This window comes from Coleofasciculus sp. D1-CHI-01 (assembly GCF_040218875.1).
Classification (GTDB): Bacteria; Cyanobacteriota; Cyanobacteriia; order Cyanobacteriales; family Coleofasciculaceae; genus Coleofasciculus.
Genome location: NZ_JAVJQP010000126.1, coordinates 25015 through 48249 on the forward strand (window position 1 = coordinate 25015; position 23235 = coordinate 48249).

The 23235-nt window shown below is 45.7% G+C and carries 16 protein-coding genes; 3 read left to right on the forward strand and 13 right to left on the reverse strand.

Annotated elements, in window-relative coordinates; all coding sequences use genetic code 11:
* Window positions 1-86: 86 nt before the first annotated feature.
* From RIB93_RS22570 to RIB93_RS22580, 3 genes are all read right to left on the reverse strand, one after another.
* Complete coding sequence (locus RIB93_RS22570) at window positions 87-416, reverse strand: hypothetical protein (protein WP_446375834.1); 330 nt, start codon at window positions 414-416, stop codon at window positions 87-89.
* Window positions 417-611: 195 nt separating this feature from the next.
* Window positions 612-740: a DUF1816 domain-containing protein gene (locus RIB93_RS22575; RefSeq protein WP_446375836.1), complete on the reverse strand. Its 129-nt coding sequence runs from the start codon at window positions 738-740 to the stop codon at window positions 612-614.
* Between the two features lie 48 nt (window positions 741-788).
* Window positions 789-1055: a hypothetical protein gene (locus RIB93_RS22580; RefSeq protein ID WP_446375838.1), complete on the reverse strand. Its 267-nt coding sequence runs from the start codon at window positions 1053-1055 to the stop codon at window positions 789-791.
* A gap of 575 nt (window positions 1056-1630) precedes the next feature.
* On the opposite strand from RIB93_RS22580, the gene RIB93_RS22585 reads away from it, so the two are divergent.
* A complete protein-coding gene (locus RIB93_RS22585) occupies window positions 1631-4009 on the forward strand; it encodes an NACHT domain-containing protein (protein ID WP_446375840.1) in 2379 nt (792 codons plus the stop codon).
* Between the two features lie 262 nt (window positions 4010-4271).
* On the opposite strand, the gene RIB93_RS22590 is transcribed toward RIB93_RS22585, so the two are convergent.
* The 5 genes from RIB93_RS22590 to RIB93_RS22610 form a co-directional block, all read right to left on the reverse strand.
* Window positions 4272-6872, reverse strand: a complete 2601-nt coding sequence (locus RIB93_RS22590; protein ID WP_446375885.1) for a DUF5682 family protein — start codon at window positions 6870-6872, stop codon at window positions 4272-4274.
* 606 nt (window positions 6873-7478) lie between these two features.
* A complete protein-coding gene (locus RIB93_RS22595; protein ID WP_446375842.1) occupies window positions 7479-9215 on the reverse strand; it encodes a hydrogenase maturation protein in 1737 nt (578 codons plus the stop codon).
* Between the two features lie 135 nt (window positions 9216-9350).
* The gene (locus RIB93_RS22600) at window positions 9351-12044 is read right to left on the reverse strand and encodes an MHYT domain-containing protein (RefSeq protein WP_446375844.1); all 2694 of its coding nucleotides are present in this window, start codon (window positions 12042-12044) and stop codon (window positions 9351-9353) included.
* Window positions 12045-13045: 1001 nt separating this feature from the next.
* Window positions 13046-13477: an FHA domain-containing protein gene (locus RIB93_RS22605; protein WP_446375846.1), complete on the reverse strand. Its 432-nt coding sequence runs from the start codon at window positions 13475-13477 to the stop codon at window positions 13046-13048.
* Window positions 13478-13543: 66 nt separating this feature from the next.
* Window positions 13544-14650, reverse strand: coding sequence for an ATP-binding protein (locus RIB93_RS22610; RefSeq protein ID WP_446375848.1), 1107 nt, complete (start codon window positions 14648-14650; stop codon window positions 13544-13546).
* Window positions 14651-14924: 274 nt separating this feature from the next.
* Between RIB93_RS22610 and RIB93_RS22615 the strand changes: the two genes are divergently transcribed.
* On the forward strand, window positions 14925-15860 hold the full coding sequence (locus RIB93_RS22615) for an Rpn family recombination-promoting nuclease/putative transposase (RefSeq protein ID WP_446375850.1): 936 nt from the start codon (window positions 14925-14927) through the stop codon (window positions 15858-15860).
* 187 nt (window positions 15861-16047) lie between these two features.
* Here RIB93_RS22615 and RIB93_RS22620 read toward each other — a convergent pair whose 3' ends face one another.
* Window positions 16048-17583 (reverse strand): DUF5691 domain-containing protein, encoded by a 1536-nt coding sequence (locus tag RIB93_RS22620; protein ID WP_446375852.1) that lies wholly within the window; start codon window positions 17581-17583, stop codon window positions 16048-16050.
* Window positions 17584-17680: 97 nt separating this feature from the next.
* Window positions 17681-17899, reverse strand: coding sequence for a hypothetical protein (locus RIB93_RS22625; protein WP_446375854.1), 219 nt, complete (start codon window positions 17897-17899; stop codon window positions 17681-17683).
* A gap of 424 nt (window positions 17900-18323) precedes the next feature.
* Between RIB93_RS22625 and RIB93_RS22630 the strand changes: the two genes are divergently transcribed.
* Window positions 18324-19655 (forward strand): RNA-guided endonuclease InsQ/TnpB family protein, encoded by a 1332-nt coding sequence (locus RIB93_RS22630; protein WP_446375856.1) that lies wholly within the window; start codon window positions 18324-18326, stop codon window positions 19653-19655.
* Here RIB93_RS22630 and RIB93_RS22635 read toward each other — a convergent pair.
* From RIB93_RS22635 to RIB93_RS22645, 3 genes are all read right to left on the reverse strand, one after another.
* Complete coding sequence (locus RIB93_RS22635; protein ID WP_446375858.1) at window positions 19615-20040, reverse strand: hypothetical protein; 426 nt, start codon at window positions 20038-20040, stop codon at window positions 19615-19617. The two genes, RIB93_RS22630 and RIB93_RS22635, sit on opposite strands and share 41 nt — an antisense overlap.
* Before the next feature lie 118 nt (window positions 20041-20158).
* The gene (locus tag RIB93_RS22640; RefSeq protein WP_446375860.1) at window positions 20159-21466 is read right to left on the reverse strand and encodes an SWIM zinc finger family protein; all 1308 of its coding nucleotides are present in this window, start codon (window positions 21464-21466) and stop codon (window positions 20159-20161) included.
* Window positions 21467-21554: 88 nt separating this feature from the next.
* A complete protein-coding gene (locus RIB93_RS22645; protein WP_446375862.1) occupies window positions 21555-23171 on the reverse strand; it encodes an ATP-binding protein in 1617 nt (538 codons plus the stop codon).
* Window positions 23172-23235: the final 64 nt, after the last annotated feature.

Consider the following 23235-nt stretch of genomic DNA (forward strand, 5'->3'; position numbering starts at 1 on the left):
TAGAATGGGTTGATTAAAAAAGAATTCAATGAAAGCAGAATGTAAATAAAAGTATTGCCTATTGCCTATTGCCTATTGCCTATTCCCTATTCCCTATTCCCGAAATTGAAACCGTGGTAAGTATCTGACAATAAACAATTCATGCCTTCACGAATATAGGATTCCAGATGTAATCGCATCTCCAACGAATAATAGGGAAACGTATGCTTACTGCACAGTTTTTTGCCTTGTTTAACCGCAACAGCCTGGGGATCATTCGATAGTTTACACAAAACGTAGCATAGTAAGTCCTGGCGTAGGTTGGTACAGGTAAAAAAAATTTGGCAAAACTTGTTCGGATAAGCGTCTAAGGCGTTTTCAATTTCTTCTTGAATGACTTTCAAGAGGCGGGTTTGGACTGGCACATTGTTGCTCATGGTTATAACTTCAAAGTTGATTCAGGGGTTTAGGTTGTAACACAAGTCAAGGATATCGATTCAGTCGTTGAACTTTAACCCCAAAATTGTCTTGACTAGACACATCATTTTGTGTCTATAAGTAGTCAGACAAAATTAAGGTTAACAATGAAAATTAATACTCGCTTCCCGAAAAGAAGCAAGCTACATCTATGGTTAATTTCGGATTGTGCCAAAGGGACCAAAGTAGTAAACACACCAAGGATCATGGGTAATGACTTCCAGCCAATAGGCTAATCCTAGTTTGGACAAGATTTCTAAAGACGGTTCTGTTTTTAAGTTCATATCATGATCATCTCCCTCAATGTTATCAGACGGCTGGTTAACTAAAGGTTAACCAGTTTCGGCGACAAAATCCTCGATCGCCTCCTGTAAGGCTTGAGTCATCTGGTGTACCGAGTCTTGAATCATTTGCAGATACTCTAACTGTTGATCGTCGCTCAGGTGTCCCTGGGAATCTTCTAGGAGTTTGAGGAAAATCTTGATCAGGAGCATCTGCTCTTCTAGCTCTTGGGAGATTTTATAGGTAAATCCGTACTTTAAGCGACTCAAGTTAGTTTGGGGGGAGTCAGTGGGTCTTACCTGTTGTAAAAGTTGCATTTTATCAAAACCTACCTTCTCATTTTTCAAAAGCTTGTAAACTTATAATCCTTATCTGTCTTACAGACTACACGATCCCCGGAGTTCGTCAAGGTTTTTGTTGATTTTTTCTTCCCTTAATTTGTCTGATTTAAATGATAAATGTTTTCGTTTGATGTTTTTTTACGCAACTTAAATAATTGGATGATTGTTTTTAAGTTAATTTAACACATGTATAGTTTAGATAAACTTATGCTAGACTCCAGTTTGAGGAGCTTTATCCTAGTCTATAGGGTGATATATCAACATCGCGTTGAGATTTATGGTCAATATGTATAAGTTGGTATGATTTGGTGTGTTTTTTCTATATCACCTAAATCGGTAGCGCCAATCAGAGAACTGAATTGAGGTATCATAGAGTACATGGATTCAGTCATCCCAGTTGAGGAGAACCAGATTGGATGTTGATATGCACCTTGTCGCGTCCATTCAATATAAATAAAGAGGTTATTGGATAGCTGTGTTACCATTTTTTCAGAACCTCCCTGACAGGATGCGATCGCTGAATCAGTGTCCGAGGAGGGTTAAGGTGTGATATGGGTAAACGATCGCTTTCGGCAAATACAAAGGGTATCGTCCAAGCCAAAGAAGCGATGGCGCGGAAACAGTGGATTCATCAAGTGCTGGCAAAAAAGGTCGGCGTTAAGACTCGCCTATCCATCAGTAAATTTTTTGCGGGTCGTCCCGTTGAGCGACGGATTTTCATCGAGATTTGCTCGCAACTTGATTTATCCTGGCAAGCGGTGGCGACTCAGGTTCCAGACGAGAGGCTATCCCAACCGATGAATTTTTCGGGAAATCAGCCCGTTGAAGTCAACGCCTTAGTTGCAGAGGTTCGTGCTTGCTGCCAGGATCAGATTGAGACTCAATTGGGTACCGTGCAGTTATGGGATTTGCCGAAACCGATTTCCCTAGCGGATATTTATATTGATGTGGAGGTTTGGCAAGATATCCCCAACCGATGCTGGTTCGACTTGGTGGATTGGCGGCGACATTTTCAAGTGAATCGGGAGAGGGGTTATGGGTTGAGTGTGGATGGAATCTCTCAGGAACGAGTGTTGGCAATGGCGGTGTTGGCAAGACAAACCAACCTAATCCTTTGGGGGAAACCGGGAACGGGTAAAACTACGTTGTTGCAGTATGTGGCGATTCAGTGTAATCAAGGCAAATTTGCGGCAGATCGGGTGCCGATTTATATTGAATTGAGGGTTTTGGTGCAACAAGCCAATACGCTGAGTTTGCTGGATTATATCTGCCAAGATTTTAGCGATCGCGGTGTCTCTGGGGAAACGGTGAAAACCTTACTCCAGGAGGGTAAACTGCTAATTTTGCTAGATGGCTGGGATGAAATCTCCCCGTCGAGGCGTTTTTCCCTATTCAACAAACTGCGTTGGTTCTGTAATCGTTATGCTAAAAATCGCTATGTGATCACCTGTCGCACTGGGGTGGAATTGTATCGGTTTGGCGGATTTACTGAGGTGGAACTTGCCAATTGGACGTTGACTCAAATTAGTCATTTTGCCCGGAAGTACTTTGTGGCTTTGGCTGGTGTTAATTGGGAGAGGGGGTTAGCGAAAACGACTGAGTTTATTGCCCAACTGGAGTATCCGGAAAACCAGATAATTCAGGACATGGCGAAAACCCCTCTATTACTCAGTTTCATCTGCCATGTCTTCCAATCCCAAGCCCGTTTTCCTCGCCAACAGGCTAGACTTTATCAGGAAGGATTGGATATTCTGCTCCAGAAATGGGATCACTCGAAAGGGGTTGAGCGAGATTTCGCTGAGCAACCGTTGTCCTTGGTGAATCGGTTGAAGCTGTTGGATCAAGTGGCGTCTGTTACCTTTACCCAACAGCAGTATTGCTTTGCCCAATCTCAGTTGGAACACTATATTGGCGACTATCTGCAAACACTCCCAGATTATCAGGAGGTTGATCCGGTTGGCTTACAGATACAGAGTCAAGGGATTTTAAAAGCGATTGAATGTCACCATGGAGTATTGGTGGAGCGATCGCGGCGCATCTATTCTTTTGCTAATTTGAGTGTTCAGCAATACTTCACCGCTAGAGAGTTTACCACGAAAACGAATCAGAACTCTAACGCGATCGCGGAATTAGTGACGCACTTGACTGAACAATCCTGGCGAGAGGTATTTTTATTCACTTTCACCCTATTGCGTCACCCTGAACAATTAATCCAGGCGATGAAACAAGGGGTGGATCAGTTATTGATACCGGATCAGCGATTAGGGCAATTCGTGAACTGGATAGACCATCAATCCAAATCTAGTCCATTATCCCACAAGTCATCCGCTGTGCGATCCTTTGATTTTGCCCTGGCTTTAATTTTGGATCAGGCGTTAGCCCAGACACTCAATTCATATCTGCTTGATCAACCTTGCGAAGCGCCACCGTTACAGCAATTACTCTCATGCTTATCCTTACCCCGAAAGTTAGACGTTAAGTTTATATTACCGGAGGCGTTAGCGTTTAAGGTGGCGGATTATTTGCCCAACGAGTCGTTTTCGCCACCGTTATACCGGGCATTAATTCTGAACGCTACCTTGAATTATAGTCTAGCATTTAACCTAGCGGTTGATCCTGAGCGTCTGGGTACATTAGCGCGATCACTAAACACTTTACTCGATCCGGTGTTTGAGTTTCAATCTAACCTGGAGATGTTGAACCAATGGTGGTTTAATCATCGTCAATCTTGGATCAGACGAGTTCGCTTTTTCCTGGGACAACATGAACAGGAGCAACATGATTGGCAGTTTAGCACAAACCAGACGCGATCGCTATGGGATTATTATGATGCGAATCAATTATTGGTGGATTGTTTAAGGATCAGTGATGAGATAAATACTGAGGTGCAGCAAGATATTGAGGACGAGTTATTTTTGTATCGGGAATAGGGAGATGGGGGAGATGATTTAACCCTGAGTCAGGGCGGGTTTTGTATCAACGTTAGCATCAATCGCCACAAGAGAGTTCCTAAACCCGCCCCTACACCATCAAAATTTGGTCATTTGGGCGGGTTTTGTATCAACGTTAGCATCAATCGCGACAAGAGAGTTCCTAAACCCGCCCCTACACCATCAAAATTTGGTCATTTGGGCGGGTTTTGTATCAACGTTAGCATCAATCGCCACAAGAGAGTTCCTAAACCCGCCCCTACTATTTCAATCCTAACAACTGCGCCACAATCGGCAAAACCGTATTCGCGCGATCGCAATCCAATTCCTCCTCCTCTATCCCTGGTGTTTCAACCGAGGTTCCCCGTTTGACTCGTTCACCGATTTGGCGTCGTTCAGCCGTAGAAAAGCTGGCAAAAGTACGACGTAATAACGGTAATATCTCGGTAAAGGTTTCTCCTGGAAGCTGAATAACCCAATCATCAATTATCTGCCACAAGGTATGGTCATGCAAGAGTAACAATCCACTCCCCTGCAAAAACCCTTCTATCCAAGCCGCCGTTTGAGGAGGTTCGCTGGCGTGAGATAGAGCAAATTCTAACCGACGGGAGGTGTCATTTCGATTAAATACCCCAGCATCCAATAATAATCGACAACTTCGACCTGCGAGTAACCCATGCAGGTTGGCTTGATCCGCCAGTTGCAATAATACCTGTTGCCAGGATTGTTTATACTCCGAATTATTCAACAGTGAAATCGCGTAATTCATTTGTTGGATACGCTGATCGATATGCTGCGCCGCTTGATCATCCAGAGATGCACAAGCTAGAGGTAAACCCAGACAAATCCGAGTCACTAATCCCTCTACCACCGAGATAATCATCCGAGTGTCGGTTTGGCGGACATTTCCATAGCGTAAGACTTGCGCCAATGGGGGTAATGCCTCCATTAATTGGGCGACATCTCGGTTAAGAGTGGCTTCAGTTTGCAGGCGATGCATCACTTCTGGTAACGCATTGGGTAAATTTGCCAATAAGACAGTTTCAACTAACTGAGTCAAACTCGGTAACGCTTGAGCCTGTTGTGCCTGATTTCGGGTGTATGCTGTCGCCGATGAATCGATTGTATTCCCCCAAATCCCGGCTTCAATTAGTTTCACCGCAAATTCCGGATGCCATTGCAGCCGCCATCCTTCTTTAAAGGTTCCTTTCCCCCTTGTCGATTGCCGTATCCCCCAAGGAATACCGAGTAAATCCAGACGATGGAGTAAATGCGATCGCGCTAAGTCATTTGTTTTGCGTAAATCGAGTTCATACTGTTTCTCGGTAGGATTAGCCCGGAGGCGTAAGCGTTTCTGCTGCTGCTGTAAATCTCGTTGTAAGGGAACCATGGGCGTATCATCGGGAACCTCTCCCAATCGTTCACCCACAATCAGTTGATCCTGAATTAACCGCATCGGCAGATCACTGCCAAAACAGAGAACCGTTTGCGTGGCTTCATTTAACTCAAGCAAACCCGGCAGAGAGCGATCGCGTAATGCTGCCAAAGATTCCGCCAACCGTACCGCCTCAATCATAAGGGCAGATGAGGCATCTAAATCTTCCTGACGCAATAACCGCGCCACCTTAATCAACCAACGAATCGCGATCGCTGATTGTTGATTGTTGATTGTTGATGCTGTAGGGGCGGGTTTAGGGACTTTCTGGTCACGATTGATAGTAACGTTTGTACAAAACCCGCCCAAATGACCAAGTTTTGATGGTGTAGGGGCGGGTTTAGGGACTCTCTTGTCGCGATTGATAGTAACATTTGTACAAAACCCGCCCTGACTCAGACTTGAATCAACTCCCTCATCTCCCCCGGCTCCCCCGGCTCCCCCGGCTCCCTCATCTCCCCCTGCTTCCCCGGCTCCCCCGGCTCCCCCGGCTCCCCCGGCTCCCCCGGCTCCCCCAATTCCCCCATCCTGATAACAATCCCACAAATGACCATACCAACCCGGCGATTCAATCCCCGCCCCATAGCCACTCTTAAATGCCAGTCGCCCATAAGTCCAAGGTATCCAAGTGACTTCAACTTTTGTTTTCGCCAATCCCTTAAGCAACGCATTATCCGCTTTCGCCGCAGGCATATCCACCAAAGCGGGGGCGTGCCATGCACCACAGACGACAGCAATACGTTGAAATCCCTCTTTTTGCGCCGCCCGAATCCGTTTCCGCATATAGGCTTCCCGTTGCGCTTCCCTAGGGTTATCTCTGGGGGGTACATCCTGACGCAACGCCGTCATTGCCGCTAAAATCGCCTCAAATACATCCGTACTCTCCTGGCGATGTTCGACTAACTGTTCCCACCAGCGTTCCCCATCACTATACCCAGCAATTCTTGCCAAATAACCCAACGGATCATAGTAAATCTCATCCTTTCCCTCATCTATGAAAAGGGGTTTGGAGACCAAACCCCTACAACTCCCATCTCCCCCATCTCCCTCATCTTCCCCATCTCCCTCATCTCCCCCATCTCCCCCATCTCCCCCATCTCCCTCATCTTCCCCTGCCAACTGATGCACCAAGGGCAAGTCCATAAACCGCACCGGAATCCCTTGATTTAAGGCATAATCAATCCCTTGCCATTCCGGGGAAAAGATGGCAAAAGGATAATAAACCGCTTTCTGGGGTTGGTCGGGTCTATAAACCAATAACGCCACAGGTGGTTGCATCTGGGGATGGGCAACTAAAGGCAGCATCCCATCCCCATCTGGGGGACCTTCCACCAACAGGATATCCGGGTTGAGACTCTGCAGAGCATGACAGAGCGATCGCGCACATCCAGGTCCATGATGACGTATGCCAAAGATATGGATGCTCATTTTTTCGTCTGACTCCCCTGCATATAGCGTTTTTTTTGTCAAATCAGCCACGGATGGCGTTGCCAAAATTGTGTCGTTGAGATCGGCGTGTAGTATTTGTAGTGTTTAATTCTTAAAACTATCAGATTGTTGGCGTAATCGGCAATTGGGAGGTTTTTTGACTCAATTTATCGATAAAAGCGAATATAAACCCAACGTCTCATGTTTAATTTATCTTCATAAATCATACTACAGTCCCGGCACAACGGCAAGATAAGGGTTTCCAGTTGTTTTTTAGGGGTTCACATTCCTTAACAGAAAACGTATCATTTGCGTTACTTGACAGATTTAAAAGGTTAACCGACAGACTATCAAGTTTTACTTATACTGATACCCTTTCAAAACAGATCATAAGAAATAGGAGGATCGTCATTCGTGAATGTTGGGTGTTGGTGTGTATGATCTAATGATAAACAGCAAACAACAAAACTCTGGAATTGGGACTACAAACTCTGCTTCTGTTTTCCCTACCGACTGGGTTAAATCGGATTAGTTGGAAACATTGTAGGGGCGCATAGACGTGCGCCCTTACCACAATTGCGCCGAGCAAGCCCTAGGTTAACTCTTTCATTCAGCAAAAATCAGCGAACAGGTTTTTTCCGAATCCGCCCTCTGACGATGAATTGCTAAATGATCCGGTGTCTGGGACGCTGTAACTTTATAGACAAAATTATACCGCTGTTGGTGATAAGATTGGTCAGGCTCATAGAAATTTCGTCTCATTTGAGCTAACTCCTCATTTCGATAAGCCTCTAAGGGTTTAAACCGCTCATCTCGTTGCCGTTGTTCATGCTTCAGGGCTAATTGTTGCCCATAAGCGGGATGGTGAGCAAATTCTTCAGCAACGAATTGAATCTGCTGGCAAAAACTGTCAGGTTGTTCCGCAAACGCCTGATCAATCAGTCCAATTTCTTGGGCGACTTGAGTCCCCATGGGCATACAAATATCCGTCAATTCCCGGGCTTTTTGAGAACCCACCCGCTTGGGTAAAGAATACGTCCAATATTCTGATCCATATAATCCCATGCGCTTATAATGGGGATTTAAAACAATCCCCCGACGGGCATAAACCTTATCCGCTGCTAACGCTAACATTACCCCACCAGCCGCCGCATTTCCCTGTAACCCTGCAATAACTAGATGACTATCCGTTGTCAGAATGGTATGAATTAAATCATTCATCGCGTTAATATTGCGCCACGACTCATCCGCCGGATTATCCGCCGCTTCAATCACATTCAGATGAATCCCATTAAACCAGAAATCCTGTCCCCCCATCAAGACAATCACCTTAGTTTTCCGGCTACGGGCATAAATAAAGGCGTCGCGTAATCGTTGACAGTGATCTGTACTCATCGCCCCATTGTAGACGTCAAAATGCAGGTAGCCTACCTGATTTTTTTCCTCATACCAGATATCTTTATAGGTTTGACGATTAGGAGAAACCGTTAACGGGACATCGGATTCCGGTACAGTTGCTAACTCATCCGCCAATACTAAAGCGGCTGGTAATTTTAAGGATAAACGATTTCGGGTTTTCGGTTTCAGATGAGAAATCCAAACCGCCCCATCAACCGTAGCCCGACAAATCGCCCCTTGGCGTTGGGCAATAATATCTCCTGGTGTTCCGGTTAAGGTATCTTCAGGATGAGCGCCATAGAGATAATATCGTTTGCCATGAATCCAATCCAATAAACCGGGTTGACTATCGGCAGATCGGATTTTCTGGACAATAGTAGAAGTCGAGTCACTACGCCAATCAATGGCTCGAAATCGCTGTTTCATATAGGGACGTAAACACCCCTGCACATCCGGTTTTGTATAATCTAAAGGTTCGGGAGTAAACGTTCCCGACTCAAACCGTTCCACTGTTTGTAGAATCGCCTGAATAGCGGCTTGAGTCACTTGGCTGCGATACAAACAACTTTTACTCATCGGCTGCATCGGAAAATTAACCGACGCCCAAATATCCCCCGCATCCATTTCTCCAGTTGCCTGTAACGCCGTGACGCCCCAAGACTCAACATTATTCGCGATCGCCCAATCCAACGCCGAAGGTCCGCGATCGCCTTTTATACCCGGATGGAGAATAATACAGACATGATGCCGCCAAATTGCTTCCGGAATCACCTGTTTCAGCATCGGCGCAATAATTAAATCCGGCTGATAGAGTTCCACGGCTTCTATCATCACCTGATCATTTAAGCCTAATTCAATCGAAACCTGATCCCCTCGATAGGCTAACTCTAAATGAGTGCGCTGGGTTAAACTATTGTATGCTGTGGCTAACAGTAATATCTTCATAGATGCAACCTCTCAATTCTATTGGTTTGAACGAACTCGTGATCAAAAAGAAACAAATGAATACTGACGTAGCTGGCTTGGCGCTTCGCGAGTATAACAAATGACAAATAACAAATGACAAATGACAAATACCCCTTAAACTTCACAGGTTTCCCGTAACGGTTTCGGGGATACTGAAGCACCAAGATTTCTACTTTGAGTTTGAGAAATGGGAATATCGACCCAAAACTCCGTCCCTTCGCCAAGTTGGGATAAACAGTGCAATGTACCCTTGTGTGTTTCCACGACAATTTGATAACTAATCGACAATCCTAACCCCGTACCCTGACCCACGGGTTTAGTCGTGAAAAACGGGTCAAACAAATGAGTTTTAACGTCCTCAGGAATACCCTGACCCGTGTCTTGAATCCGAATCCGGACATGATCCGTCTCCTCTAGCACCTCAGTGGCGATCGTGATTTGTAACGGCGGAGATTGATGATCCAGGGCATCAATGGCATTATCCAGGAGATTCATAAACACCTGATTTAATTGCCCGCCATAACACTCCACCTGGGGCAATTGACCATACTGTTTGATAATCTCAATAGGAGCATAAGTCTCCTTGGCTTTGAGTCGATTACCCAAAATCAATAACGTATTATCAATTCCTTGATGGATATCCATCGGCTTCACATCCGCCTCATCCAAGCGGCAGAAATTCCGCAGAGATTTGACTAAATCTCGGATACGCACCGCCCCCATTTTCAGAGACCCTAAGAGTTTGGGAAAATCTTGGATCACAAAGTCGAGATTCATGATCTCAGCTTGTTCCTGAATAGCAGCCGGGGGTTCGGGATAATGCTGCTGATAAAGCTTTAATAGCCGCAGCAAGTCTTGGGCATATTGATGAGCGGGTTTAATATTTCCATAGATAAACGAAACCGGATTATTCAGTTCATGGGTAATCCCAGCAATCATTTGACCCAAGCTGGACATCTTTTCACTTTGAATCAATTGCGCCTGAGCTTGTTGTAACTTCTGCAAAGTTTGCTGCAATTCCTTCGCTTGCGCCGTCGCCCTCGTTGCCGTGCTATGGGCAGAGGCATAAAGTTGGGCTTGGTCGATCGCGATCGCCAGTTGATCGACAACCGCACTCAGGAGTTCGACTTCACTCTGACTCCAAGCATGAGGTTGCCGATAATCGGTACAAACTAAAGCACCAATTTGACCGGAATTAGTTTTCAGGGGGAGAATCAGTTGAGCCGTAACCTGAGACCGAGTTAGGAGTTGCCGTTGAGCGGTATCCAAGTCTGGGTCTTTAGTGACATCATTAATCTGAATCATCTCTAAATCCTGGATGGATTGGATCAAAGAGATGACTTCTGGATTCGAGTAGTACCCGACGCGACTGGGTAAACCCGATTTTCGCGCCTCGTGAGTAATGGCGATACTGGGTTTTCCCTGATTCTGGGTGCGCCAGAGGAATTGACAGCGATCGAGATTTAACAAGCTGCGAACCGAGAAAACAGCCGTGTCTAGAATTGTATTCACGTCCAAAGAATTGCGAATCTCTCGCCCTAGATAATTGAGTAAAGCTTCCCGTTGGGCAAGGGAATGAGCTTCCTGTTCCGACTTTTGCAGTGCCTGAAACGTCTGCTTACAGTCGGTAATATCGTGATAGGTGAGGACAATTCCCGCCACACTCGGCAAACGCAACAGGTTATTGGCGATGACTTCAAACTCTCGCACCTCACCTGAGGCGTTAGGTACACGCAATTCAACCGTTACATTAGCGTTAGGGGAATCCAGGGCTTGGGTTAACAGACTATCAGCGATGGGATTATCGTCATTTAAGACAAATTCCCCGATACTTTTACCTTGCCAATCCTCCGTGTCATAGCCCAACACACGGGGTAAGGAAGGACTGGTATAGCGAATCATCCCCTCGGCTGTCACCACGGTGATGAAATCAGAAGCATTTTGCAGCAACGCCTGAAACCGTTCTTCACTTTGGCGCAAGGTTTCGGCTTTTGCCTTCTCCACATTCAGGCGTTGATCAAATAAGGAGACAATTAGGGGTAATGCTAAGATAAACAACGTCACCACAGCGATAAATCGAGCCAGCCACAGGTTATCAATCGTTGAGGATGAAGGCAGAACCAGGGAATCCGCCCTTTGGAAGTGAACCGCCGCCATCCCGATATAATGCATTCCCGAAATGGCTAATCCCATAACAATCGCACTCGCCAGCTTGGGTAAGGTTCTCGAATCAGTCTGGATATGCCGCAATTGGAATACTAACCCTAAGGCAATAAAAGAGGCTGCGATCGCAACCGCTATTGAAACCGCCACCAGCGTCAGGTTATAATGGGCAACTGCTTCTAATTTCATTGCCATCATCCCCGTATAATGCATCGCGGCAATCCCTAATCCCATAAACACACTACCCAAGAATAGTTGCAGCCACCTTATATGAGGACGAGAACCCAGCCACAACGCCACTCCCGAACCCAGAATTCCCACCAGCAGCGACACCCAGACACGAGAAAGGTTGTATGATATCGGAATCGGCAAGTTATACGCCAACATACCGATAAAATGCATTGACCAAATGCCAATCCCCATCGCCACCGCACCCCCAGCTAACCAAAACTGGCGAGTTCGCCCTTTTGCCACGGTGACACGCCCCACCGAATCGAGTGCGGTGTAAGACGCAATAATGGCAATAGCAATAGAAAGGAGAACGAGGTTGAAGTTATAGGTAGCCGTCATAGTTGTATCCGTGTGAGTTAGATTACGTTTTACCCGTTGGGATAGGTCGAAAATATAGATGGCTTTAACAGCCATTAGTGGTGAAATGAATTCAACCTTCACTAGAGAGTTGAATCACTGTTGTTAGTGCAGTAGGGTTTCAAATTACTCATCCGCACCAATCACCCCTGCTTTTTTGCCTAAGCCGAGGCAGTCACTACAGGTTGGCTGCTTAAGATTATGCCTACAATCTCACGTTGAACCCCAAAATCCATCCTAATCCTGGCTATCTGTTTGATTTAGTTCGATACAACTAAGTTTAGAGACGATGGGGATAGCTATTCAGTAAAACTGACTATACCTAACTGTAAGAAAAACAACCCGTTCTTGCCATGACTCTTAAGATTTAGATGAGACTGTATCTTAAGGCGTAAGTAAAATAACCGTTACCTATGTACCTGAGGACAGGGTTAAGCTGTTGTGCATTTAAACTTCATATTATTCAGTTAGGAAAAGTAGGGGCTGTAGGGGCGAGTCGCTGCATATCGTTACGGGGAGATCCATTAATTATCTCGACTCGCCCCACTATCGTTACGGGGAGATCCATTATTTTGACAACGTGGTGGGTTACGGCGAAGCGCCAATTAAAGGATTTGTGTTGTGAATTAATTACCGCCTAACCTACCCTACTGGCGTGGCACACCTTATTTGGTGGATTAGAATTGTAGGGGCGCAAGGCTTGCGCCCGGTTTAAACGTCAAATCTATTCCACCATTTTAGCTGGGTCAGTCCACTACGAATTACAGTTGATATGGGTCTATAGGACGGCACATTTTTCCATGATATAAAAGTACCTAAAATCTCCCGCAAAGTCAAGGGCTAATTCGTTTTTTTAGCGTCAATAGTTCTAATTTTGGCTTCTAAGTAGGTTGGTGGAAATAAACTTAACTAGATTAAGTTATGTAAACAAGCCTCAAACCCTTACTGTTCCCTGTGACACACCGAGCGCAGCCGAGGTGTTCCCTGTTCCCTAATCTCCACCGCTAACTTTAATTGAAACGCTGACAAATGACAAATGACCAATGACCAATGACCAATTAACCCTCCACCTGATCCCGACGCACTCGGTAGTAAATCGCCTTCACATTAGGACCAAAGACAATCTCCTCTTCATTTTGCAATTCATAGCTTTGGTGCTTTTGACCATTAATTAACAAGCCATTAGAACTTAACTTCCCTTTGAGATTGCCATCAACAATGCGATAGGCATCATGGCCATCCTCACCCTCTACTCGCATTAACGTGGCGTGGTGACGGGAGACAAACTGTGAGAACAGCCGAATATCACAATCATGTTCTCTGCCAATGGAATAGAGTTCACGGTCTAGGACAAACCGATGTCGTCCTCGGTCATCTTGAACAATGAGAACATGTCCCTCCGGAAAATCAGACGTATCAGAACTTACCGCATCAGTAGATGACTGATCCGATGAGGGTGAAGACTCTGGAGTTGGTTCTATGGGCAACATCTCACTTATGCTCAAGCACTACAGGTAATGGTAGCGACAGGAGTCGCCGACTGAAACAACTTGATCCTAATAGCCAACATCTCGGCAAGCACGATACAGGTCTGTCCAGTCTTTGCGTTCTTTGACCACAGTTTCAAGATACTCGTTCCACACTAACGTATCTTGGATCGGATCTTTCACCACAGCACCCACCAGTCCCGAAGCAATATCCTTAGCGCTGAGGTGTCCATCGCCAAAATGGGCGGCTAGGGCTAACCCACTATTCACCACCGAAATTGCCTCGGCTGTACTCAGGGTACTACTGGGAGATTTTAGTTTAGTTTTACCATCGTCGCTGATACCGCTACGCAATTCGCGGAAAATCGTCACCACCCGCCGGACTTCAGTTAAAGCAGGGGCTTGCACCGGGAGTTCTAAAGCACGTCCTAAGCTTTCGACTCGTTGTTGAACGATCTCAACTTCCTCATCAATGGTTTTCGGTAACGGCAAAACAACGGTATTAAAACGGCGTTTCAGGGCGCTAGACAAGTCATTGACACCCTTGTCGCGATTATTCGCTGTGGCGATAATATTAAAGCCTTTAATCGCTTGCACCTCATCCCCCAATTCAGGAATTGGTAGCATCTTTTCCGAGAGAATCGTAATCAGCGTATCTTGGACATCTGCCGGAATCCGAGTTAACTCTTCCACCCGGGCAATTTTACCCTCCCGCATCGCCACCATCAGCGGACTCGCCACTAACGCTTCCATCGAGGGACCGTCTGCCAGTAATCGGGCATAGTTCCACCCATAGCGAATGGATTCTTCACTGGTTCCGGCTGTACCTTGAATCAGTAACGTTGAATCCCCAGAAACAGCGGCGGCTAAATGTTCTGATACCCATGACTTGGCGGTTCCCGGAACCCCCATCAGCAGTAATGATCGGTCTGTGGTGAGGGTAGCAACAGCTATTTCGATCAGTCTGCGATCGCCAATATACTTGGGCGATACCACAAACCCGTTCTCCAGTGTACCTCCCAATAGATATGTTGTGACTGCCCAGGGGGATAAATTCCAGTTCGGCGGGCGCTGGCGTTGATCTGCTTTTGCCAATTCCGCCAACTCTTCAGCAAACTGTTGTTCCGCATGTTCACGCAATAAAAAGTTTTGAGGGTTTAGCTTTGAACGATTCACCGTTGTTTGTCCTGAAAAAGACTCTTCCGTACCTGCTATATTAAACTAACTTTATCTCAATTCGTTAGATTTAGTCCTTCTGTAGAGACACCAGTCAGTCAGTCGGTAGGTACAATAAAAGTTAACAGTGGAGTCGTCATTCCTCCTTTGTCATACTCGCTCCCTTGAGAAGCAAGCTACGTCCTTTGTAAGGGTTTGAGGACTATTTACAAAACTTAGTACAGCCTACGTTTACGTCCAGGTACTTAGAAATAGTTTAAATCAGGAATAAATCATGACTAAGAGTAAATTTATTAGTCCAAAGATAGATTATGCCTTCAAAAAAATATTTGGTTCAGACCAAAGTGAAGACATTCTGATCAGCTTCTTAAATGCAATCGTCTACAATGGAGAGAATGTCATTTCTAGTTTAACCATTGTTAACCCTTACAACCCTGGTCAGGTTGAAACCTTAAAAGATAGTTACTTGGATATCAGGGCTGTTCTAAATAATGGAGAAATTGTTCTCATTGAAATCCAGGTCGCCCGGATAGCCGCTTTTCATAAGCGAGGGATTTACAATCTCTGCAAAGCTTATGCTAATCAGTTGACATCAAAAGACTATTACCTGGAGATTACGCCAGTTATTGCCGTAACAATCACCGATTTTATTCTGTTCAAAGAAAGCCATAAATGTATTCATCATTTTGTGTTCAAAGACAAAGAAAGCTCATCTGAATATCCTGAACATGAATTGCAGCTAATTTTTGTAGAATTACCGAGATTTGTGAAAAAATTGCCAGAGTTACAGACCTTGGCAGAGAAATGGATTTATTTTATGACGCAAGCTCAAGACTTAGAAGAAATCCCAGAAAGTTTGGCAGAAGTTAGGGCAATAGAAAAAGCGTTAACGATAGCCAATCAAGCGAACCTGACACCAGCAGAAGCTGAGGAAGTCAGTCGTCGAGCTATGCAGTTGCGAGATGAGATAGGACGCATCAAATATGCTACCGAAGAAGGTCGCCAAGAAGGTCGTCAGGAAGGTCGCATTACAGAAGCACGCGCTTTAGTTCTGCGTCTGCTGAACAAGCGATTTCCAGACCAGACAGCGGAACTCAATAGCTTAGTAGAAGGTTTGTCTTTGTCAGCTTTAGAAGAGTTAAGTGATGCTATGTTTGAGTTGAATAATTGGGAAGATTTATTAAGTTTATTGGCAGATATAGACCAATAAGTAAAGTCTGCTGAATAAGTGTTTTGGTGGGGTAAGGAGCTGGGGGAGATGAGGGAGCTGGGGGAGCTGGGGGAGCTGGGGAAGCTGGGGAAGCTGGGGAAGCTGGGGAAGCTGGGGAAGCAATGATACATTTTCCCTGATAGCGGTGCAAGGGTATGAAAGGGTTTTACCTTATGTCCTTTGACGCTCAAATTTCTCTGTCCATTTCATAGCGTAAACTCAAAACTGCCAATACTTCATCGATAATTTCTGTCCAATAGGAGGCTAAAGCCGACCGTTGCGGAACAATATTGTTGAAACGGGTCGAAAGTTCGGGGACAATATCAGGACTCATAAAATAGGCAAACTCTTTTAGTCCAGTAGACAGCGACCAATCGTAAGGATTATCCGTCTTCTTCAGATAGCGGCGCACACCGTCTAAAACAATCTCGGTTAGTTCTATACTCCAAGGAACATGGCAATGGGTTAATAAACTAAACGCCGGATCTTTACTATTGAAGGGAACCTTACTAGATGGGAATAAATTCAGAAAAAAACTATTCCTTTGTTCAGGATAGAGAACATTTATTAATCCAGAAATTAATTGCTTTTGCGGGATTAAATAGCCCTTAAACGTACCATAAAACGGCAGTAAAGCCTCTGCCCAGTCCGGATTCTGTTGGCGCATCGCCGCTACCGCCCAGCCTTCAACCAAGGAATGATCCCACTCACTCCGTTTTGCAGCTTGTATCCATTCAGTCGGGGATTCTTCCTGAAGGTCTGACCACAGAGAAAGGGGAGTCGCGGCGACGATTTGTAAAATTATCCAGGCTTTATTGCCTAATAACTGAGGTGGCTGTTTGCTATCAATCCCATCTCTAGTTATCTCTTGGTCATGATTATCTGGGAGGATAAAATCCAGGTGTAAACGGTTACGCTTGCGCCGAAATGTGATAGCCGATTGGATGCGTTGTTTCATCCGCTGACATAAACTTGATTCCGGTAACTGTGCTAATAAATTAGCCGCTTGGCGTCGCACCTCTTGACGACGGTCATCCAGCGCCATCTCTAAAAATGCCTCATCTTCCAGGTTTAAGCCAATTTGCAGGGTGTCTAACAACGCAATTCTGACATCTGATGATGCTTGTTGCCACACAGTTACAAGTCGTTCCCGTGCTGAGGCGGGATGTTCACGCCGTAGATGTTGCAATAGAAGTTTGCGGGCGTCTAGACTTCCAGTTGTCCACGTTTGTTCGATATCCTCATCTCCCACATAATTCCAATCCGGATTATGGGTGGCTAACCAACGTCCTCGCTGACCCAAAACCGGGAGAATCGCGGGGCGTAACTGAGGTGAGGTGCGTCCAACTTCGAGTAACTCTGGTAAACAATAGTCGGGGACACGGTATCCGGCGGTAGCGGCACTGGCTAACCATTCCGGTAACAGTTTTACCCGCTCTTTTTGTAGCATCAATTTCAGATAATGGGCGGCGCGGGGGCTACAGGGAGGTTTATCTTCAGGTGGACAAGGTTCGGGTAAAGGTTGGTTATCGGTAATCGGGCGTTGTCCAGCGCGGTGATAGAGAGAAATTGTCCCAGCCGCGCTGAGTAATGTGGCTTCTGGGTCAGTAGAGTTAAGTTGGGATAAAAGTTGACTGAGTGGGTTAGTAGCTGGAGTAAGGGTGAGAGTTCGTCTCTCTGTGCCAACTAAGGCGGTGGTGATTACGTCTTGCCAGAGACTCATGGAGGCTTTACCGAAGATAGGATGTTAAATCGATTTTAATCGAACAGGTTCCTCTGAATTGATTACTCTATTACTGTTAGTTAACCCTTCTACCCTTTTACTCTAAAATTCCCACTAAAATATTTACTAACTCTCTCAAATCATCGGGCAAGGTATAAGACCCAATATCTCTTATAATGGTTAACGTACTTCGCTCTAACTTACCAAAAACCCACAACTCCCCAATCGTCACCACTCCATACAACACCTCCGGTGATTCCTGGAGCATTGCCAACGCAATCAACTCCACCGCCAGTTGAGTGAACCCCCGCGTCAAATCATCCCGCTTCGCTTCAACGTATCGCGGGAGTCCCCACCCTCAACAGACGGATTTTCGTAGCCGTCAGGCAAGAATGAACGGCTGTAGGGTGGGGAGGGATAGCGGATTGCCGTAGGGACGGAGGCAATCAATCTTGCGGCTCTTCTGGGTCTTCCGTAGTTGGTGTGCTCGCATTGTTAGTTGGAAAGTCCAAAATTATGGACAGCAAGAGCTTCAACCATTTCAACCCGGATTTCAAGCCGTTTTGATGAGCTTAGATGCTATAGTCCTTGTGCAGTTTGCTCTGTGGCTATTAAGACTGATAGTTTAGCACACGCTTGTCCGGAAGACCCGAATACAGAGTGTGAACCCTTTCTTGGCTGCACTTGACATACCCCCAGCTGAATGTGCTAAAAGTATCAAAACTTCTTTGTTTCAGCAAATGCCAGTTCGACGTGCAACTTTTCGGCTATACCCCAATAAGAAACAATCGGCAATATTGCGGTATCACCGGAAGTTGCACAAAGACCTGTACAACGCGGCGGTTTCCAATCGGTTTACCCAGTACCAAAGGTTTGCTCATCGAGTTGATTACATCGAGCAGCAAAACTCTCTACCAGCTTTTAAGGAAGTTTGGCCAGAATATAAAGAGTGTAACTGCATGACTCTGCAAGCCACATTGAAGCGCGTTGACTACGCATTTCAGAGGTGGTTTAAAGGGTTGGGTAAACGACCAAGGTACAAGTCGATTAGGCACTATTCAGGCTGGACTTATCCAAGTAAGACTGGATGGAAAGTTCACACAACGGGTGATAACGGTTATCTGGAATTAGCCAAAATCGGTTCTATTCAGATGCGAGGAAAAGCTCGTAACTGGGGGACACCAACAACTTGTACGATTGTCTACCGCAATGGGAAATGGTATGCCAGTATAACTGTTAACTTGACTGAATTGCAGGCGGCGGCAAGGCAAACTGATTTTGGTGCTGTAGGTATTGATTTTGGATGCAAGTCCGCACTGGCAATTACTGATGGTGAAAACCACTCCTTTGTGGAGGCCCCTAAGTTTTTACGAAATGCTGAGAAGAAAATCAAGCATCTTTCCAAGGACAAACGACGTAAAGTAGCACCACTACGAAAGAAAAAACAGAAGGGTTCTAGTCGGTGGAAAAAAGCCCAAGCTCGAATCAGTAAAGCAACCCGTAAAGTTGCTAATCAAAGAGCTAATTGGGTACACCAAGTTGCCACAGAAATAGTTCGCTGTAATAGCTTCGTTGCAACGGAAAAACTAGAAGTCTCAAAGATGACCCGTAAAGCCCAAAAAGGCAAGCGTAAAAAGCAAAAGGCAGGATTAAACAAGTCTATTTTAGATGTTGGTTTTGGGATGTTACGCTCAGCTATTGAGTACAAGGTTGTCGAAGCTGGCGGAGTCTTTGTGGAGGTTCCTACCCGCAAGGTAAAACCATCCCAGACCTGTCCAAATTGTGGACATCAGCACAAGAAAACACTCGACCAAAGGGTTCACAAATGCAGCGAGTGTAATTTCGAGATGGACAGAGACTTGGCCGCTGCCTTGGTAATGCTTTTATGGGCGCAAGGAAAATTGCCGGGGTTTGAAACGAGCCTCGTAGACGCTGATGCCACTAGCTCTACTTCTGGCACCCGTAAGCGCAAGCAAGCGGGAAGCCAGAAGCAACTCGGGCAATTGAAGCGTCAGAAATCAGCTACGAAACTTACAGGGTTGGACGCAAAAACCAGCCCTTCAACGAAGTAAGGGCTGGTAGTTTATTAACAATTAATCCCATCTCCGACTCAATAAAATAATCTAAATTCCCCTGAAGTTGCTCATTAACCTTCAATGGGTACTCAATGCGTAGCAAACGGCGGCACATTACCGCCACTCGCGCCAACACTGGCGCAATCAAAATTTCCCGCTTGGCTGTTTCACTACTGAGAGTGACATAAGGAATCGTGTCTTCTAACTGCTGCTGTAACTCCGAAAGATACTCAATCTCACGAGTGGTTTTGGGTAAGTGAAGGCGCTGGCGTTCAAACTTATAGCCAAACTCTGCCAGGATTTCATCGGTATCATTGGGTAGCTCAAAGTAGGAACGAAAACTATAGCTGGTTCCCTCTTGCAAAATTTTGGGCTTAGACATAAATACTCCTGAGTTTTAGGTATTGTAGGTTGGGTAGAGCGATAGCAAAACCCAACAGGATTTAGGTTGAAGCCAGCAAACCTAACAAAATATAAGGCTAAAGCCTTTACTACGAACATTATCGAAACACAATAAACTGCTCTTGGGAAAAAGCACTTAAGGGAAAAAAGTCCTCCCCATTCCATTCGCCAAACACGGTGATGGGATGTCCGCCACTCAGGGCAAATAACTGCCAATTCTCTGTAAAGTTAGGGGCGAGGTGTAATATCTGGTTAGCATCGTCGCGCAATGCCCATCCTGATTTATACTTCTGGGGAATAACTCCTTGTAAACTGAGGGGAAATTGGTCTAACCAGGGTTGACAAGCTAAGGCATTTGTGTATTGAGCCAGTGCCGTTGCGATCGCGCTTTCCCCCTGCATCTGTGTAAACGGTATGGCTGGGGCGTGACGGGTTTTGACAATTGCCCGCAACGGATAAGCGCTGGCAAAGAATCCCAAATCGGCGTCGAGGAGAGTACCGGGAATGAGACTGGTGTCTAGGGGTTGAGAATGATGGGCAAAGGTAAGGATGAGGGCGAATCGATGCGTCTGTTGTCCTTGTAACCACATCCGTTGCGCCCTGAGGTTATCCTGGTCTTCGATACACTGTCCTAAAATTAACCAGCGATCGCGGATCATTGAGGTAGCCGTTTCTTCTTTTTGCCCCCAACCAATCACCGTGCGGATATCGGCTTGCCTGTCTGCGGGTAATATTTCTAGGCGTTGAAATCCTTGCAGTAACAAATACAAACGCCCCAACCGTTGCAAGAGGCGTTCTTGCCAACCCACTCCCGTATATGGAATCCCCGACATCTCCTGTAACTGACGCGCCAATCCTGGGGCTTGAGCATCAATCATCCGGGCGGCTACCGTATCCCAAAACTGATAGTCTTTTTCCGGTAAGTTGGCTAATCCCTGACGGACTAAATCACGCAACCAACGGTCTAATTCTTGCACCCCTGCGGTAACATTTTCCTCCCGTTTGGCGGCGCGTTTGGCTTTAGCTGCGGGATCAGCCACTTTTTCGGATTTTTCTACCTTTTTCGCCTGTTTTTGACGGCGAGTTTTAATCCAATCGTTTACCCAATCAGGGGATTGATTTTGGTTAAACCTATCGGGTTGATTGGCAAAGAGTAATAAGAGTCCGAGTCCATGTTTGCAGGGAAATTTACGACTCGGACAACTGCATTTAAACGCCGTTTCACCTAAATCGATTTGGGTTTGATAGGGGTTACTTCCACTTCCTTGGCATTCTCCCCACACCGCCTCCTGATTTCGTCCCAATCCTTGCCATTTCGATAAACGTGCCAAGCCTTGACCATTTTGGGCAGACTTAGCATCGGGGGCGAGTGCGAGGATTTGTTCCGGAGTCCAGGTAATAGGCATATTAATCGGATTGATTCTGGGTTAAATCAAGATTGCGAATAGTCCGATTGATCAAGCTGAGATAGTTAAACTCTACGGCAAAACCCTTTCATCCTTCCACTGATTCCGCCACGGGCAAGATTATCGTAAACGTGGTTCCTGCGCCAACTTTACTCTCGAACTCCACTCTACCTTGATGCAATTCTACACATTCTTTCACAATCACTAATCCCAAGCCCACACCAGGAGTAATGCCAATATTACTGGCGCGATAGAATGCTTTGAATAATTTTCCCTGATCATCGGGGGGAATACCAATGCCTTCGTCAGAAACCCGCAGTCGTATTTCCTGGGCTTGAGGAGTTAGTTCTACCTCAATTAATCCTCCCTCTGGAGAATATTTGATCGCATTAGACAATAAGTTATCCAGAATGAGTCGGAGTAGGTTGCCATCTAAGACGCGATCGCACTCACTAGGGCAGATCAGATTTAGGCGATGTTTTTCAGTGAATTTAGGGCGCACCGCTTCAATCACCTCGCCCACAATTTCCTCAACATTAACCAAAGTGGGATTAAATTCTAGGGCTTGAGTTTCGGCTTGCTCAATGAAAATCATATCGTTGACTAGATTCGTCAGATGCTCAACCGACTGTTTCACCCGTTGGAAATGGGTTTGTTTTTTCTCCGGCGTCAAGCGATCGCTATATCTTTGTAACATTTCCGTAGACGACAAAATCGTTGTCAGCGGAGTCCGGTATTCATGAGACACTGTAGCAACAATTCGAGATTTTAATTGGCTCAATTCTCGTTCTCTAGCTAGCGCTACCCGTAACTCTTCTTCTAGCTGCTGGCGTCGGGCAATTTCGGCTTCTAGTTGTTGGTTTTGCTGTCTTAATTGGGCTGTACTTTCAGCGACTCTTTGTTCTAAGTCGGCATTAGTCCGCTTCAGCAAAGCTTGGATTTGCTGTTGCTCGATGACATCATGAAACACCAATACAGCTCCCAGAATCTGTTCGCTATCATTCTTAATCGGAGCCGCACTATCATCAATAGGAATTTCTTCACCCTCTTTATCAATCAGCAGTGTATGGTTTTCTATAGTTACAGTTTTACCTGTTTGTAGAGACACAGTGACTGGGTTCGGAATGGCTTCTCGTGTCGTTTCATTAATAGTTAGAAAGATTTGATTCAAATCCTGACCCAAGGCGTCTTGTTGCGTCCATTTTGTTAGCGCCTCAGCTACCGGATTCATAAACGTGATCGCCTGTTGCGGATCAGTGGTAATAACTGCATCACCGATACTTTTTAGCGTCGTAGCTAGCCATTGCTCTCGCTCCCGAAGCTGTTGCTCCATTTTATGTTTGTAGAGCGCTACTTCAATCGTGGTTGCTAAATCTTTGGATTCAAAGGGCTTAAGCAAGTAACCATAGGGTTCAGTGAGTTTAGCCCGCTCCAGCGTCTCCTCGTCATTATAGGCAGTCAGATAGACAACGGGGAGTTGAAACTGTTGGCGCATTTGAGCCGCCGCTTCAATTCCATCGATTTTACCTTTGAGCCGAATATCCATCAACACCAAGTCGGGAGGATTTTGAGAAATTCCCGCGATCGCGGCTTCGGCAGATGTCACATTGGCGGTTACAATATATCCGAGAGATTCCAGTCGATTTTGAATGCTGAGAGCGACAACTCTTTCATCTTCCACGACTAAAATTTTTGCTTTAACCATTTGTTTAATTGAACAATCAAAATACACAATAAAATAAAGTACACTGATTAAAACAGGCGTCCCC